The organism is Pelagibacterium sp. 26DY04, from assembly GCF_031202305.1.
Lineage (GTDB): Bacteria > Pseudomonadota > Alphaproteobacteria > Rhizobiales > Devosiaceae > Pelagibacterium.
Genome location: NZ_CP101731.1, coordinates 1,731,829 through 1,746,163 on the forward strand (window position 1 = coordinate 1,731,829; position 14,335 = coordinate 1,746,163).

Annotated in this window: 13 protein-coding genes and 2 tRNA genes; 11 read left to right on the top strand and 4 right to left on the bottom strand. The window is 60.8% G+C overall.

Translation table 11 applies throughout. The features are described 5' to 3' along the window. Positions 1-20 precede the first annotated feature (20 nt). The 8 genes from NO932_RS08435 (at position 21) to NO932_RS08470 (ending at position 8,215) form a co-directional block, all read left to right on the top strand. Positions 21-97, top strand: a tRNA-Arg gene (locus NO932_RS08435). A 330-nt stretch (positions 98-427) separates the two neighbouring features. Then, positions 428-1,729: a DEAD/DEAH box helicase gene (locus NO932_RS08440; protein ID WP_309210732.1), complete on the top strand. Its 1,302-nt coding sequence runs from the start codon at positions 428-430 to the stop codon at positions 1,727-1,729. A gap of 276 nt (positions 1,730-2,005) precedes the next feature. Beyond that, a complete protein-coding gene (locus tag NO932_RS08445; RefSeq protein ID WP_309210733.1) occupies positions 2,006-3,247 on the top strand; it encodes an ABC transporter substrate-binding protein in 1,242 nt (413 codons plus the stop codon). A 151-nt stretch (positions 3,248-3,398) separates the two neighbouring features. Next, positions 3,399-4,271, top strand: a complete 873-nt coding sequence (locus NO932_RS08450; RefSeq protein ID WP_309211005.1) for a sugar ABC transporter permease — start codon at positions 3,399-3,401, stop codon at positions 4,269-4,271. Beyond that, positions 4,268-5,212, top strand: a complete 945-nt coding sequence (locus NO932_RS08455; protein ID WP_309210734.1) for a carbohydrate ABC transporter permease — start codon at positions 4,268-4,270, stop codon at positions 5,210-5,212. Before NO932_RS08450 ends, NO932_RS08455 begins: the two co-directional genes overlap by 4 nt. 6 nt (positions 5,213-5,218) lie before the next feature. Next, on the top strand, positions 5,219-6,313 hold the full coding sequence (locus NO932_RS08460; protein WP_309210735.1) for an ABC transporter ATP-binding protein: 1,095 nt from the start codon (positions 5,219-5,221) through the stop codon (positions 6,311-6,313). Positions 6,314-6,322: 9 nt separating this feature from the next. Then, positions 6,323-7,069: a sugar phosphate isomerase/epimerase gene (locus NO932_RS08465; RefSeq protein WP_309210736.1), complete on the top strand. Its 747-nt coding sequence runs from the start codon at positions 6,323-6,325 to the stop codon at positions 7,067-7,069. Positions 7,070-7,078: 9 nt separating this feature from the next. Next, entirely contained in the window at positions 7,079-8,215 is a 1,137-nt protein-coding gene (locus tag NO932_RS08470; RefSeq protein ID WP_309210737.1) for a Gfo/Idh/MocA family oxidoreductase, read from the top strand. Between the two features lie 140 nt (positions 8,216-8,355). Here NO932_RS08470 and NO932_RS08475 read toward each other — a convergent pair whose 3' ends face one another. The 3 genes from NO932_RS08475 to NO932_RS08485 form a co-directional block, all read right to left on the bottom strand. Beyond that, entirely contained in the window at positions 8,356-9,108 is a 753-nt protein-coding gene (locus NO932_RS08475) for a sulfite exporter TauE/SafE family protein (RefSeq protein WP_309211007.1), read from the bottom strand. A 67-nt stretch (positions 9,109-9,175) separates the two neighbouring features. After that, positions 9,176-9,481 (bottom strand): ETC complex I subunit, encoded by a 306-nt coding sequence (locus NO932_RS08480; RefSeq protein WP_309161449.1) that lies wholly within the window; start codon positions 9,479-9,481, stop codon positions 9,176-9,178. A gap of 24 nt (positions 9,482-9,505) precedes the next feature. Then, positions 9,506-9,582, bottom strand: a tRNA-Pro gene (locus tag NO932_RS08485). A 102-nt stretch (positions 9,583-9,684) separates the two neighbouring features. Between NO932_RS08485 and NO932_RS08490 the strand changes: the two genes are divergently transcribed. Then, on the top strand, positions 9,685-10,455 hold the full coding sequence (locus NO932_RS08490) for a phosphatase PAP2 family protein (protein ID WP_309210738.1): 771 nt from the start codon (positions 9,685-9,687) through the stop codon (positions 10,453-10,455). On the opposite strand, the gene metC is transcribed toward NO932_RS08490, so the two are convergent. Beyond that, positions 10,452-11,642 carry a cystathionine beta-lyase gene (gene metC, locus NO932_RS08495; protein WP_309210739.1) on the bottom strand — a complete coding sequence of 397 codons (1,191 nt, stop codon included), beginning with the start codon at positions 11,640-11,642 and terminating at the stop codon, positions 10,452-10,454. The two genes, NO932_RS08490 and metC, sit on opposite strands and share 4 nt — an antisense overlap. A gap of 247 nt (positions 11,643-11,889) precedes the next feature. Between metC and NO932_RS08500 the strand changes: the two genes are divergently transcribed. Both NO932_RS08500 and NO932_RS08505 read left to right on the top strand, forming a co-directional pair. Next, on the top strand, positions 11,890-12,909 hold the full coding sequence (locus NO932_RS08500; RefSeq protein ID WP_309161446.1) for an amino acid ABC transporter substrate-binding protein: 1,020 nt from the start codon (positions 11,890-11,892) through the stop codon (positions 12,907-12,909). A 217-nt stretch (positions 12,910-13,126) separates the two neighbouring features. After that, positions 13,127-14,332, top strand: coding sequence for an ABC transporter permease subunit (locus NO932_RS08505; protein WP_309210740.1), 1,206 nt, complete (start codon positions 13,127-13,129; stop codon positions 14,330-14,332). Positions 14,333-14,335 lie beyond the last annotated feature (3 nt).

A 14,335-nucleotide genomic window follows, 5' to 3' on the forward strand; every position in this document is an offset into this window, starting at 1 on the left:
GCTACAGCACGCCTGCAAGCGGCCCCGTAGCTCAGCTGGATAGAGCAGTAGCCTTCTAAGCTATTGGTCGCAGGTTCGAATCCTGCCGGGGTCGCCAGCTCGCTTCTCATGGCCTGAATGGGCGTTTGCGCGGGAAGGCCTTGACTTTGAAGGCGCAAGCGACGATATGCTGCTTCGTGCCGTGCGCTGCCGCGTGAGCAGCCGCGCCGCCCGGAAGGGGCGGACCATCTAGCCGGCATGAATTCTCCCACAAGTTCCCAGATCACGCGGGGTTCTGACGGGGCTGACGCTCGAGAGACAATGTGGTTTCTCCGAGTTTGGGCGGCCCTGCAACCGCTTCGGCATACGTCCGCGTTCCATCGGGGCGCACGGCGATGTGTCGCATTTTTATCCGGTATCCCGGTGGGGGTGCCGGAAAGGATATCATTTGACCGACTTTCAGGCCCTCGGCCTTAATTCACATCTTCTTAAAACCCTCGGCATTCTGGGGTTCACCGAACCGACGCCGATCCAGGCCAAGGCGATCCCTCTGGCACTGGACGGGCGCGACATCATGGGGCTGGCCCAGACAGGGACCGGCAAGACGGCAGCGTTCGGGCTGCCGCTGATCCAACACCTGGCTGCCCAGCCCGGCAAGCCGGCGCCCAAGACCTGCAAGGCACTGATCCTGGCGCCGACACGCGAACTGGTGAACCAGATCGCCACCAATCTGCGCGCCTTCGCCAAGGGTGGACCGATCAAGGTCAACGCAGTTGTCGGCGGCGTTTCGATCGGCGCCCAGATCAAGGCAATGTCGCATGGCAGCGATATCGCGGTCGCAACGCCAGGACGGCTGCTCGACCTGGTCAAACGCCAGGCGATCCGGCTCGATTCGGCAAAGCATCTCGTCCTCGACGAAGCCGATCAGATGCTCGATCTTGGCTTTATCCATGCCCTGCGTGAGATTTCGCGCCTCGTGGGGCAGCCGCGTCAGACCATGTTGTTTTCGGCAACCATGCCCAAGCAGATGAGCGAGATCGCGTCCGCCTATCTCACCGATCCGGTCCGCGTCCAAGTGACGCCTCCGGGCCGGACAGCGGACAAAGTCGCCCAATCGGTGCACTTCGTGGATGGTGCCGGCAAGGTCGCTCTGCTCAAGGATCTGCTTTCGGCAGATCTCGACAACCTCTCGCTGGTCTTTACCCGTACCAAGCACGGTGCGGAAAAACTGACCAAGACACTCGAACAGGCAGGTTTTGCCACGGGTTCGATCCATGGCAACAAGAGTCAGGGACAGCGTGACCGCACCCTCAAGGCGTTCCGTGCCGGCGATATTCGCGTGCTGGTGGCCACCGACGTGGCGGCGCGCGGCATCGACATCCCGGGGGTGAGCCACGTCTATAATTTCGACCTGCCGCAGGTGGCCGACAACTACGTCCACCGCATCGGCCGGACGGCACGGGCAGGGGCATCGGGCGAAGCCGTGGCGCTGTGCAGCCCTGACGATTTCGGGCTGCTGCTTGCCATCGAGAAATTGACCGGTCAGACCATCGAAACCGCAAGCGGAACGCGGCCAGAGCGTGGCATGCGCGGCAACGGGCCAAAGCGTGCTCGCGGCAAGGGCGGAAAGCCCGCCGGCGCCGGCAAGCCTTCGGGCAAGGCCGTTGTGCGGCCGTTCGACCCCATGAAGGCCGCAAGCCAGCGTAACCGCAAAAAGCAACGCGCCAAGCGAGCTCGCCAAGCGGCGTAAGCTCACCGAGGTGACGGCCAATGCCCGCGTTCCGGAGACGGAGCGCGGGTTTTTCATGGCTGTTCACAGCTATGCGACTTTCGTCGTATTCGCTCTTGACATCGATTACAGAATGAAATGACTATGCTGAAATCGATTGCAAGTCGCCGTTTTATGGCGCTGTAATCGATTACATCTCCGTGTGGCGGAGAACCGTGTGTTGAGGAGCCGCGGTACGGTTGATGGAGGAAAAGGCCGCCTGAGGGCGGTCTTGGGAACCTTGGGAGGATCATTGAAATGAAGAATTTTGCCGTGGCCGCATCCCTTGCGGCTGGCTTGATGAGCACGACTGCCGTTTCGGCGGCCAATCTTGAAGTAACGCACTGGTGGACCTCGCCCGGCGAGGCGGCCGCGGTCGCCGAATTTGCTCGCGTGTTCGAAGAGCAGGCCGGTCATACCTGGGTCGACAGCGCACTGGCAGGCTCGGGGACCGGTGCCAACCCGGTAATCATCAGCCGTATCATCGGTGGCAACCCGATGGGCGCGACACAGATGAACACCGGCCGCGATGCCGAAGAACTCATCGAAGCCGGTCTGATGCGCGATCTCACGGACATCGCCGAAGAAATGGATATCGAGAGCTTCTACGTCGATCAGTCGCTGCTCGAACCGTGCACCTATGAGGGGCGGATCTATTGCTTCCCGATCAACATCCACTCGTGGGATTGGTTGTGGCTCTCCACTGCCGCCTATGAAGAAATCGGCCAGCCCGTGCCCACCAATTGGGACGAATACGTCGCCAGTTGGCCTGCGCTCGAGGAAGCTGGCATCCTGCCCTTCGGCCTTGCTTCCGGATGGCCGATTGCCGGTATCCCTGGTCCGCTGCAGGCCGCCATCGGTGGTAGCGACCTCATCCTGGCCATCAACCGCGACAAGAACGTAGAGGCTGTCCGCAGTCCCGAATTCCGTGCATATGCCGAAGCCTGGGACGCGATCCGTCAGGTGGTTTCGCCCGAAACCATGGTTCCCTCCTTTGCCGATGTGGGCAATCAGCTCCTGGCCGGTGAAGCTGCCGGCAACATTCACGGCGACTGGTTGCAGGGCGACCTGCAGATCGCAGGCGGTGTGCCCGGTGAGGACTATGAATGTCTGCCGGCGCTCGGTGTCGGCGATCAGCTCTCGGGTGGCGGTGACGCCTTCTACTTCCCGGTTCTGCCTGAAGGAACCGATCCCGAAGTGATCGAAGCCCAGGCGGATTTGGCCCGTGTGCTGATCTCGCCGGAGGCCCAGTTAGCCTTCAATCTCAAGAAGGGTTCGATGCCGATCCGGACCGACATCGACCTTTCGCAGGCCAATGCCTGCATGCAGAAGGCGCTCGGCCTTATCGAGAACGGCCTTCTGCCCTCGGGTGACTTCGCGCTTTCGAGCGACACCCAGCAGCAGCTCCAGGACCTCAATATCGAGTTCCTCGACAACGACTCCATCTCCGTCGACGACTATATCGAGCGCTACGCCTCGATCATCGAAAGCGCCAACTAAGCGCATTCGCGTCGCCTGACTGGACAGCGGCCGGCTTGCCTCCTCGGGCTGGCCGCTGTCCGCCTCAACGGAGGGATCGACCTTGACTGACGCTACGGCTCAAGGCGAGCGTGCCAGGGAGGAGAGCGGGATAGGGCGTGTTGTGCGCCAGATGTTCACCCGCAATCTTTCGGCCAAGATCGCCGCAACCCCAATGATCGCTACGGTGCTGGTCGTGTTCATCGGCTGCACGCTGTGGACCATCTGGTACTCGTTCACCGATTCACGTCTTTTGCCGACCGGCGACTTCGTCGGCTTCCAGCAGTATGAGCGCCTGTTCGGCACCTCGCGCTGGAACGTGTCGGTGACCAACCTCTTCTGGTACGGCATTCTCTCGCTGACCTTCACGCTCTCCATGGGTTTTCTGCTGGCCGTGCTGATGGACCAGAAAATCCGCTTCGAGAGCGCCTTCCGCACAATCATGCTTTACCCGTTCGCGCTTTCGTTCATCGTGACGGGACTCGTCTGGCAGTGGATCATGAACCCCACGCTGGGCCTGCAGGGGACGATGCGGAACCTGGGGTTCGAATGGTTCACCTTGGATTGGATCGCGCGTTCCGACCTCGTGCTCTATGGGTTGCTGATTGCCGGTCTCTGGCAGGGCACGGGCTTCATGATGGTTCTCATGCTCGCCGGGCTGCGCAGCGTCGATGAGGAAATCTGGAAGGCCGCGCGGGTCGACGGCATACCCACCTGGCGAACCTATATCTTCATCATACTGCCCATGATGCGCGGGGTTCTGGTCACCGCCGTGGTGCTGGCCGGATCGGGCATCGTGCGGCTCTACGACCTGGTCATCGCGCTCACCAATGGCGGGCCGGGCATCTCGTCGGAAGTGCCGGCCAAGTACGTCTACGACTACATGTTCACGGCCGGAAATATCGGGCAGGGGCTGGCCGCCTCGACCATGATGCTGGTCACCGTGCTGATCATCATCGTGCCCTGGGCCTATCTCGAATTCGGCGGACGGGGGAGGAAGTCATGAGCAATCCCGCGCAGCTTTCCACCCATGTCGCAATGGACGCGGTCAAGGGCGATCTGGCGCTCGATGGACCACATGGGCCGCGGCCCAAGCCGTTCTTCACGCCCAAGCGGATCGTGCTCTATTCGATCCTGTTCGTCGCGTGCCTTTATTACCTTTTCCCGCTCTACGTCATGGTCGTGACCTCGTTCAAGACCATGCCCGAGATCCGCTTCGGCAACATCTTTGCCCCGCCGGTGGAATTATCCGGCCAAGCATGGGTGAAAGCCTGGAGTGAGGCGTGCACGGGATTAACCTGCAACGGGCTTTCACCTGGGTTCTGGAATTCGGTGAAGATCCTCATCCCCTCGGTCATTGTTTCGACCGCGGTTGCGGCGGTCAACGGCTACGCGCTGGTCAACTGGAAGTTCAAGGGCTCGGAAATCTTCTTTGCCATCCTGATCTTCGGCTCGTTCATCCCCTATCAGGTGATGATCTATCCCTTGGTGATGATCACGCGCGAACTCAACATCTTCGCTACCATCTGGGCGGTGATCCTGGTGCATACCATCTTCGGCATGCCGATCTTGACGCTGCTGTTCCGCAACTATTTCGCCTCGATCCCGCCCGAACTGTTCAAGGCGGCTCGCGTGGATGGGGCCGGATTCTGGCGCATCTTTTTCGAAGTGATGCTGCCCATGAGCCTGCCGATCATCGTCGTGGCGCTGATCCTGCAGGTGACGGGGATCTGGAACGACTTCCTGTTCGGTGTCGTCTTCGCCGGCACCCAGAACTATCCGATGACCGTACAGCTCAACAACATCGTCAACTCGGCGCAGGGCAGCCCCGAATACAACGTCAACATGGCAGCCACGATGCTGACCGGCCTCGTGCCGCTCGTCGTCTACTTCGTCTCCGGACGCCTTTTCGTCCGTGGCGTCGCAGCGGGTGCGGTTAAAGGGTAAGGCATAATGACAACGAACACAGAAACTTCCGTCTCGATCCGCAACCTGTCTCTCAACTTCGGAGCCGTCCAGGTTCTCCAGGAGATGAACCTCGACATCAAGCAGGGCGAATTCTTGGTGCTGCTCGGCCCGTCAGGGTGCGGGAAGTCGACGCTGCTCAACTGCATCGCAGGACTGCTCGACGTTTCGGGTGGACAAATCTTCATCTCGGGCAAGAACGTCACCTGGGAAGAGCCCAAGAACCGGGGCATCGGCATGGTGTTCCAGTCCTATGCGCTTTATCCGCAGATGAGCGTAAAGAAGAACCTCTCGTTCGGGCTGCGGGTTGCGGGACTGCCTCGGGACGAGATCGAGAGGCGGGTCCAACGCGCTTCTGAGATGCTCCAGATCGAGCCGCTGCTCGAGCGCAAGCCTGCCAATCTTTCAGGTGGCCAGCGCCAGCGCGTGGCGATCGGGCGGGCGCTGGTGCGGGACGTGGACGTGTTCCTATTCGACGAACCACTGTCGAACCTCGACGCCAAGCTTCGTTCAGACTTGCGAGTTGAGATCAAGCGACTGCACCAGCGGCTTGAAAACACCATGATCTACGTGACTCACGACCAGATCGAGGCGATGACGCTGGCTGATCGTATCGCGATCATGCGTGACGGTATCATCCAGCAGCTCGATACGCCGCACGAAATCTACAATCGGCCGGTCAATCTGTTCGTCGCCGGCTTTATCGGTTCACCATCGATGAATTTCATCAATGGCGAGTTGAGCGGCGGCACCGTTACCGCCGACGGCGTGACAATGCCAGTCGAGCGCTATGGCTTCGAACCGGGCAACGAGAATCTCAAGGCGAAAGTCGTCCTCGGTATTCGGCCTGAACATGTGGTCGTCGGGGATGCGGCGGTCAGCCAGCCGGTGAGCTTTGATACCGAAATCGAGATCGTCGAGCCCATGGGCTCGGACACCATCGCCTGGGCCAAGCTCGGCGGACAATCTTTCACCTTCCGCGCCGACAGCGAACTCGATCTCGATACCGGCCAGAAAATCCGGCTCGGCTTTGATCCGGCCCGGGCGTCCATATTCGATGCCGCCAGCGGCGAGCGCATCTAGGAGTATCAAGTGACCGACTTTTCCTTTCAGCTCTACAGCGCCCGGAACTTTCCGCCTGTAGCGGATGTATTCAAGCTGCTCTCCCGGCTCGGTTATACCCAGGTCGAGGGCTACGGCGGGCTCTACGCCGATCCGTCGGTGCTCAAGGCCGATCTCGACGCAAACGGCCTTACCATGCCGACCGGTCATTTCGGGCTCGACCAATTGCGGGACAAGCCCAAGGCGGTCGAGACGGCGAGAACCATCGGCATAAAGACGCTGTTTTGTCCTGCCATCCCGCACGACAAGTGGAAGCAGCCCGAAGAAGACTGGGTGACTCTTGCCGCGGAACTTGGCGAGTTGGGCAAGTTCTACAAGGACCAGGGCTTCGGTTTCGGTTGGCACAACCACCATTTCGAATTCTGGCCGACCGCCTCGGGTCGGCCGCCCATGGACATCATCCTCCAGGGTGCACCCGAGATCGATTGGGAAATGGACGTGGCCTGGGTGGTGCGTGGTGAGAACGATCCCCAGCGCTGGATCGCGGAACATGCGGATCGCATCGTGGCCGTGCATCTCAAGGACATAGCGGCTGAGGGCGAGGCCACCGACGAAGATGGCTGGGCCGACCTCGGTCACGGCACTGTCCCGTGGAAGGAACTGTTCGCTTCGATCCGAGACAGGACGCCCGCGAAATATTTCGTGATGGAACACGACAATCCCAACGATCTGGAACGCTTTGCGTCGCGCTCGATCGCGGCGGCGAAGTCCCTTTAGGACGACCAAATGAGCAAGACCTACGGCGTCGGCATCCTGGGTGCCGGCAACATTTCGGCGGCGTATCTCAAGCTCGCGCCCCTGTTCAAGGGGATCGAAGTGCGGGCGATCGCCGATATTCTTCCCCAAGCGGCTCAGGCACGGGCTGCCGAGTTCAAGGTGACGGCACAAACGCCCGACGAGCTTCTGGCCAATCCCGACGTCGACGTGATCGTCAACTTAACGATTCCCGAGGCGCATTACGCGATCTCCAAGGCCATCGTCTCGGCAGGCAAGCACGCCTATTCGGAAAAGCCCCTCGTTCTTACGCTTGAGGAAGGCGAGGATTTGAAGGAGACCGCCGAGGCCAATGGCGTGCAGGTTGGCTGCGCGCCGGACACCTTTTTGGGCGGAGCACACCAGCAGGCCCGTGCCCTGGTCGATGAGGGGGCTATCGGCCGCGTGGTCGCCGGGACGTGCCACGTGATGAGCCATGGCATGGAGCATTGGCACCCCAATCCCGATTTCTTTTTCAAACCCGGGGCAGGACCGATACTCGACATCGGACCTTATTACGTGGCCAATCTCATCAACCTGATCGGGCCGGTGCGGCGTGTCACTGCGATTGCCTCGACACCGCGCGATCGGCGCGAGATTTCGAGCGAACCGCGACGGGGGCAATATGTTTCGGTTGAAACGCCGACCACCATCCATGCGGTGCTCGAGTTCCACAACGGAGCGTTGGTGACGCTAGGGGCGTCTTGGGACGTGGAGGCGCACCAGCACTCGAATATGGAAATCTACGGCACCGACGGCTCGCTCTACGTTCCCGATCCCAATTTCTTCGGCGGTGAACTGGTGCTCGCGCGGCGCAACGGCTTTCGGGAGGTGGTCGAGCCCTGGAAGCACCCGCTGGGGGTCGCCAATTGGGAGCGGCCAGAAGGCCCCCCCTTCGCCAATTACCGCACGGCGGGGCTGGCCGACATGATGCTGGCCATCGATGCCGGGCGCAAGCCGCGTTGCTCGCTGGAAACCACGCTCCATGGAGTGGACGTGATGACGTCGATCCTCAAATCCGCCGAGATGGGGCAGGCAATCACGCTAACGACCACATGCCAGCGCCCGGACGCGCTAGGCCCTGTCGAGGCACAGGCGCTGCTGGTCTAACCGATTTCTCCGCGGCGCCCCTTTGAGGTGCCGCGGAGACGACGAACTCCTCCCGCGCGACGTATGGTTGGGGGACCATACGTCGCGTTTTTTTTCTTGGATTGCGCCCCACGCCGCCATCGGCGTAGAGCGAGGCGCTGTTATCGAGCGAAGATCGCCGGGGCGGTCGAGGCGGTGAGGACCAGACCCGAGATGAACAGCAGGACGAGGACGAGCCGGCGAAAGGCGCGGGTATCGAGGCGTCGAAACAGCAGCGCGCCGAGCAATGCCGGCACGACGAGCGCCGCCGATATGAGCGCGAAGTAGCTCCATGTTTGGCTAGTGATGATCGATCCGGCGAGAAAATAACCAACCATCGTCGACACATGCATGGCTATATTGAACCCCTGCATGATGCCGCGTTGGGTGTCCTTGTCCATGCCGCGCAACGTGCACCAGAGCGTGGGGATAGGGCCCGCCATTCCTCCCAAACCGCCAAAGATGCCACCAAACCATCCGGCGATTCCATCTGCCCATCGGCCTCCGACGCGCAAACGGAAATCATGCGGCACGAACAGCATGAGCGGACAATAGACCACCATGAAAACGCCAAGCGCGAACTTGAAGCCCAGCGGATCGAGAACCCCAAGCAGCCAGATGCCGAGGGGAACGCCAACCACACCGCCGATGACGAACGGAATCATGCCTTTGAGGTCGAAATGCCGTCCCACGATCGGAAGCGTGACCACTTGCCCGACCAGCGATCCGAACACGGCCATCGGCGCAGCCAGTGCCGGATCAACAGCCCAGGCCCAGATGCTCAGGCTGACAAGAGCAAAGGCAAAGCCCGCGAGCCCCTGAATGAAGCCCGCGACGACGGCGCCAAGGATGACGATGAGCAGATAGGTATCCAGCCGCCGAACCTCCCACGCCGACCGGTAAGACCATCAGCCGATTCGGCGGAAACCCGAATAGGTTTGATCAATGCGTCCAGGGCGTCTTGCGGTCGTAGCGGAAATTGTCCGGATAGCTCACCTTCTTGATGGTGGGCTCCTGCGCGGGCTGGACGAAATAAGCAATGCCCTCGCGACGTGCGTAGGATTCGGCTTCTTCGAGGGTTTCAAAGCGCAGCGTGATCTGCTGCTTCATGTCGCCCGAGGAGGTGTAGCCCATCAGCGGCTCGATGGTGCGCGGCTGTTCCGGTTCGAACACCAGCACCCAATCCTGGCTCTTGCCCTTGCCCGATTGCATGGCGTTGCGGGACGGGCGATAAATTCGTGCAACCATTGTCGTTTTCCCTCGCATGGCCAATGGTCGGGGCAGCAAGATTCGAACTTGCGACCCCCGGTTCCCAAAACCGGTGCTCTACCAGGCTGAGCTATACCCCGACTTGGCCAATGCTGTTGCGATACACATTCTTTTCTGGCAGGGCAAGGCGTGTTCACGGCGGCGGCGGACTTCTGTGAACGAAATGATGGAGTGTCTAAGAAGTGCTCGCCCCCGAGACATTCACGGTTCGCTGGCTCAAAGCCGTCAGAGAGCGTCACCAACAGGCCAAGGTGCTGTTCTGGTGGCCATTGTGGACCCTGGTTGGGCTATTGGCGACGGCGGTGCTGCTCGATGCGCCCGTACTCGATGCGCTCCAGAACTGGCCGGACCACGAGCGCGCCTTCTTCGATTTCGTCACCGATTTCGGGAAATCGGACTGGCTGCTGTTTCCCACGCTGGTCGGCGTCGTCGGCGGCGCGATCGCCATGCGGGTGAGGCTCTCCTACAGTTGGGCCTGGGCGGTGCGCGGCATCTTCTCGCTTTCGGCCTATCTGTTTTCAACGATCGCCTTTTCCGGAATCGTCGTTCAGATCATCAAGCGCCTCATCGGCCGCGCGCGGCCGATGTATCTTGAGGAACTGGGAGTGCTCCATCTCGAGCCGTTCAGCATGCACTGGAGCTTTCACAGCTTTCCCTCCGGCCACGCCACCACCGCAATCGCCTTCGCCCTGGCGCTGCACACCTTGGTCAACCGGCGCTTCCACGGCTGGATCATCGCCTTTGGTTTTGCCATCGGGTTGAGCCGTATCGTCGTTGGCGATCACTATCTTTCCGACGTTCTCGCCGGTTCGTTCGTGGGACTGGCAAGCGCCATTCTGGTGCGCGACTATTTCGTGACCCGCCGTTGGGGCATGCGGATGGAGAACGGCAAGATCAACTACCGCATGTTTAAAGCCTTCAAGCCGCTGATGCGCCGGTTCCGCAGACCTTAACGGCCTGCGGAAGCCCGATAGCGCGAAATACCGGCTTCGAGGTCCGCTTTGAGGTCGTTGAGATCTTCGAAGCCCACATGGATGCGCATCAAATTGCCCTCGTGACCCCAGGGCACCGCCGTGCGGATGCGCTTGGGGTCTGAGGGCAGGATGAGGCTTTCGAACCCGCCCCATGAATACCCCATGCCAAAGATCTCCATCTCGTCCACCATCGCGGCGATCGCGGTGCGTGGCGCGGGCGGCAGGATGATCGAGAACAGGCAGCCCGACCCTAAAAAATCGCGTGCAAACAGCGCGTGATCGGGATGCGAGGGCAGGGCGGGGTGCAGTACCTCGACCCCATCCAGTCCTTCCAGCCATGAAGCGAGTTCGAGCGCGCGCGCTTCATGCTCTTTCATGCGCACACCCAGTGTGCGCATGCCGCGCGTTGCCAGATAGCTGTCGTCGGGCGAAGCGATGAGGCCCAGGGTGCGATGGGTGCGTCGCAATACATCCATATGCGCCTCATTGGCCGAAACGGTTCCCATCATCGCATCCGAATGGCCGACAAACATCTTGGTCGCCGAGTGGATGACGAAATCGGCACCGAGCGACAGCGGCTGGTAGAAGAGTGGCGTCGCCCAGGAATTATCGACGAGAATCGCGATATTGCGGCCCTGGAGGGCCTGGGCGATGGCGGGCAGATCCTGAATTTCGAAGGTCAATGAGCCCGGGCTTTCAAGGAACACCACGCGAGTTTTATCCGAAATCACGTCGGCGATGCCGCCGCCGATGCGCGGATCGAAATAGCGGGTGGTGATTCCCATCCGCTTGAGCACGGTATCGGCCAGAATGCGGGTCGGCTCATAGACCGAGTCGGTGATCAGAAGTTCGTCGCCTACCGACAAACACGTAAGGACCGCCAAGGAAATTGCCGACACGCCGGAGGGGGTGAGAACCGTGCCGGCAGCGCCTTCAAGTCCAGTGACCAACGTCTCGAGCCCGTCGGTCAGCGGCGTGCCTTGACGTCCGTAGCGATAGCGGATGGTGGCGTCGTCAAGTGCCTCCAAGCTGGGGAAAATCACCGTACTGCCCCGATAAACGGGAGTATTTACGAAACCGTGCTGGTGGGCAGGATCGCGCCCACCATGGGTGAGGAAAGTGTCCCTATGCGACTGAAATTGCCGGCTCTTTTCCGTATCTGACATGTTACCCTGACGATATTGGAGGCGAAATAGGTCAGTACTGTTGCTGTCAAATTAGGCGCTCGGTCAGGAGTGACTATTTTGGTGCCGTATTTGGCCTTGACGCAAACAGCAAAACTGGGGTTCGATGCTGCCCAGCAACACGCCCGATGGCAATAGGGCGATGCTGTCTCGCCGCAAGGCGAAACCAACGGGTCGGGCGGGAGGGTCCCGGACCGATCGAAAAGGGCTAGGAAACAAAGGCAAAACTATGAAAAAACAGCTGATCACTTGCGCAGTGGTAGCCGCAGTCGCCGGCACCTCGTCTGTCGCGTTCGCGCAGACACTCGACGAGGTCACCGAGCGCGGCTACCTGCAGTGCGGCGTGACCGAAGGCGTTCCGGGCTTCTCGTTCCCGGACGACAACAACAACTGGGCCGGCCTCGAAGTCGATTTCTGTCGGGCAATGGCCGCCGCGATCTTCGATGATCCCGACGCCGTTCGCTACACGCCGCTGACCTCGCAGGTCCGCTTCGAAAGCCTTGCCAACGGCAATGTGGACGTGCTTTCGCGTACCACGACCTGGACGATGAGCCGCGATACCGATCTCGGCATCAGCTTCACCGGCACGATGTTCTATGACGGCCAGGGCTTCATGGTCCGCGAAGATTCCGGCGTGACCTCGGCCACCGAGCTGTCCGGCGCCGCGGTCTGCATTGAATCGGGCACCACCACCGAACTCAACGCCGCCGACTACTTCGCGACCGAAGGCATGGATCTTTCGAACGCCGTCGTGTTCGTCAACCAGGACGAAGTTGTGCAGGCCTATCTCGACGGTCGCTGTGACGTGTTCACCACCGACGCGTCCGCGCTCGCTGCCGAGCGTTCGGGCTTCCCCGATCCCGACGCTCACATCATCCTGCCCGAGATCATCTCCAAGGAGCCTCTCGGCCCCTCCGTGCGCCAGGGCGACGTCCAATGGTTCAATATCGCCAAGTGGACGCTGTTCGCCATGGTCAACGCCGAAGAGCTGGGCGTGAGCTCGGAAAACGTCGATGAGATGCTTGGTTCGGACAACCCCGAAATCCGCCGCCTGCTGGGCGTGGAAGGCGATTTCGGCACGCCGATCGGCCTCCCCACCGACTGGGCCTATCGCATCATCTCGCACGTCGGCAACTACGGCGAGGTCTATGAGGCCCATGTTGGCGAAAACACCCCGATCGGGATTCCGCGCGGCATCAACAATCTGTGGACCGAAGGCGGCGTGATGTACGCCCCGCCGATCCGCTAATCGCCGATGGCTTTGGCCCGGGCACCATATGGCGCCCGGGCATTTTTACCGGACTGGCATAATCGCGCGGCTGAAACGCTCGAGGAAAGGTGGAGTGCACTTTTCCGCTCGGCAAGCGTGACGAACAGAGCCTTGGAGCAGGCGCGTTTTGAAAGCGCGCAAATGCTCAAGGCAAGGCCGCCGGCGCCATTGGGGTATCCGGCAGGTAGGGACCAATATGACAGATGTCTCGGACAAGCGATCGGGCGTGGCCGCCCGATCTGGCATCGATCCTTCGCTTTTCTATAATCCAACAGCGCGAGCCATCTTCTATCAGGCAGCGCTTCTCATAGCGGTTGCGTTGCTGTTCTGGTGGCTGCAATCGAACGCAGCCGCCAATATGGCGGCTCAGGGCAGGACCACAGGCTTCGGCTTCCTGTTTCAAACGGCCGGTTTCAATATCGGCTTTTCGCTCATTCCGTTCAACAGAAGCTCCACCTATCTCGATGTCTATATCGTCGGGGTTCTGAATACGTTGCTGGTAGCCGTGGTCGGCATCGTGCTGGCAACTATCTTGGGGTTCATCATCGGTGTGGCGCGGCTTTCGCCCAACTTCCTGATCCGCAAGCTGGCGATGGTCTATGTGGAAGTTGTCCGCAACATGCCGCTGCTGCTGCAACTTCTGTTCTGGTACTTCCTGGCGCTGAACGCCATGCCGGCGGTGCGGCAGAGCTATGAGTTTCCGCTCGGCGTCGTCCTTAACCAGCGCGGGCTCTATCTCCCGTTGCTGCAGTCGGATCAGCGCTTCCTGATCCTGCTCGGCATCTTCGTGGTCGCGGTGATCATTGCCCTGGTCTGGCGCCATCGCCGCGTACGGCGCATGGAAGAAAAGGGCGAACGGTTGCCCGTGCTTTTGCCGTTGCTGGGCATTATCCTGGTGCCGACCGTTCTGGCCTATTTCGCCCTGCAGGTGCCGATCGCCTTCAGCGTGCCCGAACTCACCGGTTTCAACTACACCGGCGGTTTCGTCGTGCCGCCCGAATTGACGGCATTGGTCATCGGCCTTGTCGTCTACACGGCTGCCTTTATCGGCGAGATCGTCCGTGCCGGTATCCAGGCCGTCAACTACGGTCAGGTCGAGGCGGCTGCATCGCTGGGGCTCAAGGATGGGGACAGGCTGCGGCTGGTTATCATACCCCAGGCCATGCGGATCATCATTCCGCCCCTGACCAGCCAATATCTGAACCTCACCAAGAACTCCTCGCTCGGCGCGGCGATTGCGTTCCCCGAACTCGTCAACGTGTTCATGGGAACCGCGATCAACCAGAGCGGCCGCGCGGTCGAGATCGTGGCCCTGACGATGGCGGTGTATCTCACCTTCTCGCTCACGACCTCGCTGTTCATGAACTGGTACAACTCGCGCGTTGCGCTGGTGGAGCGCTAAGCC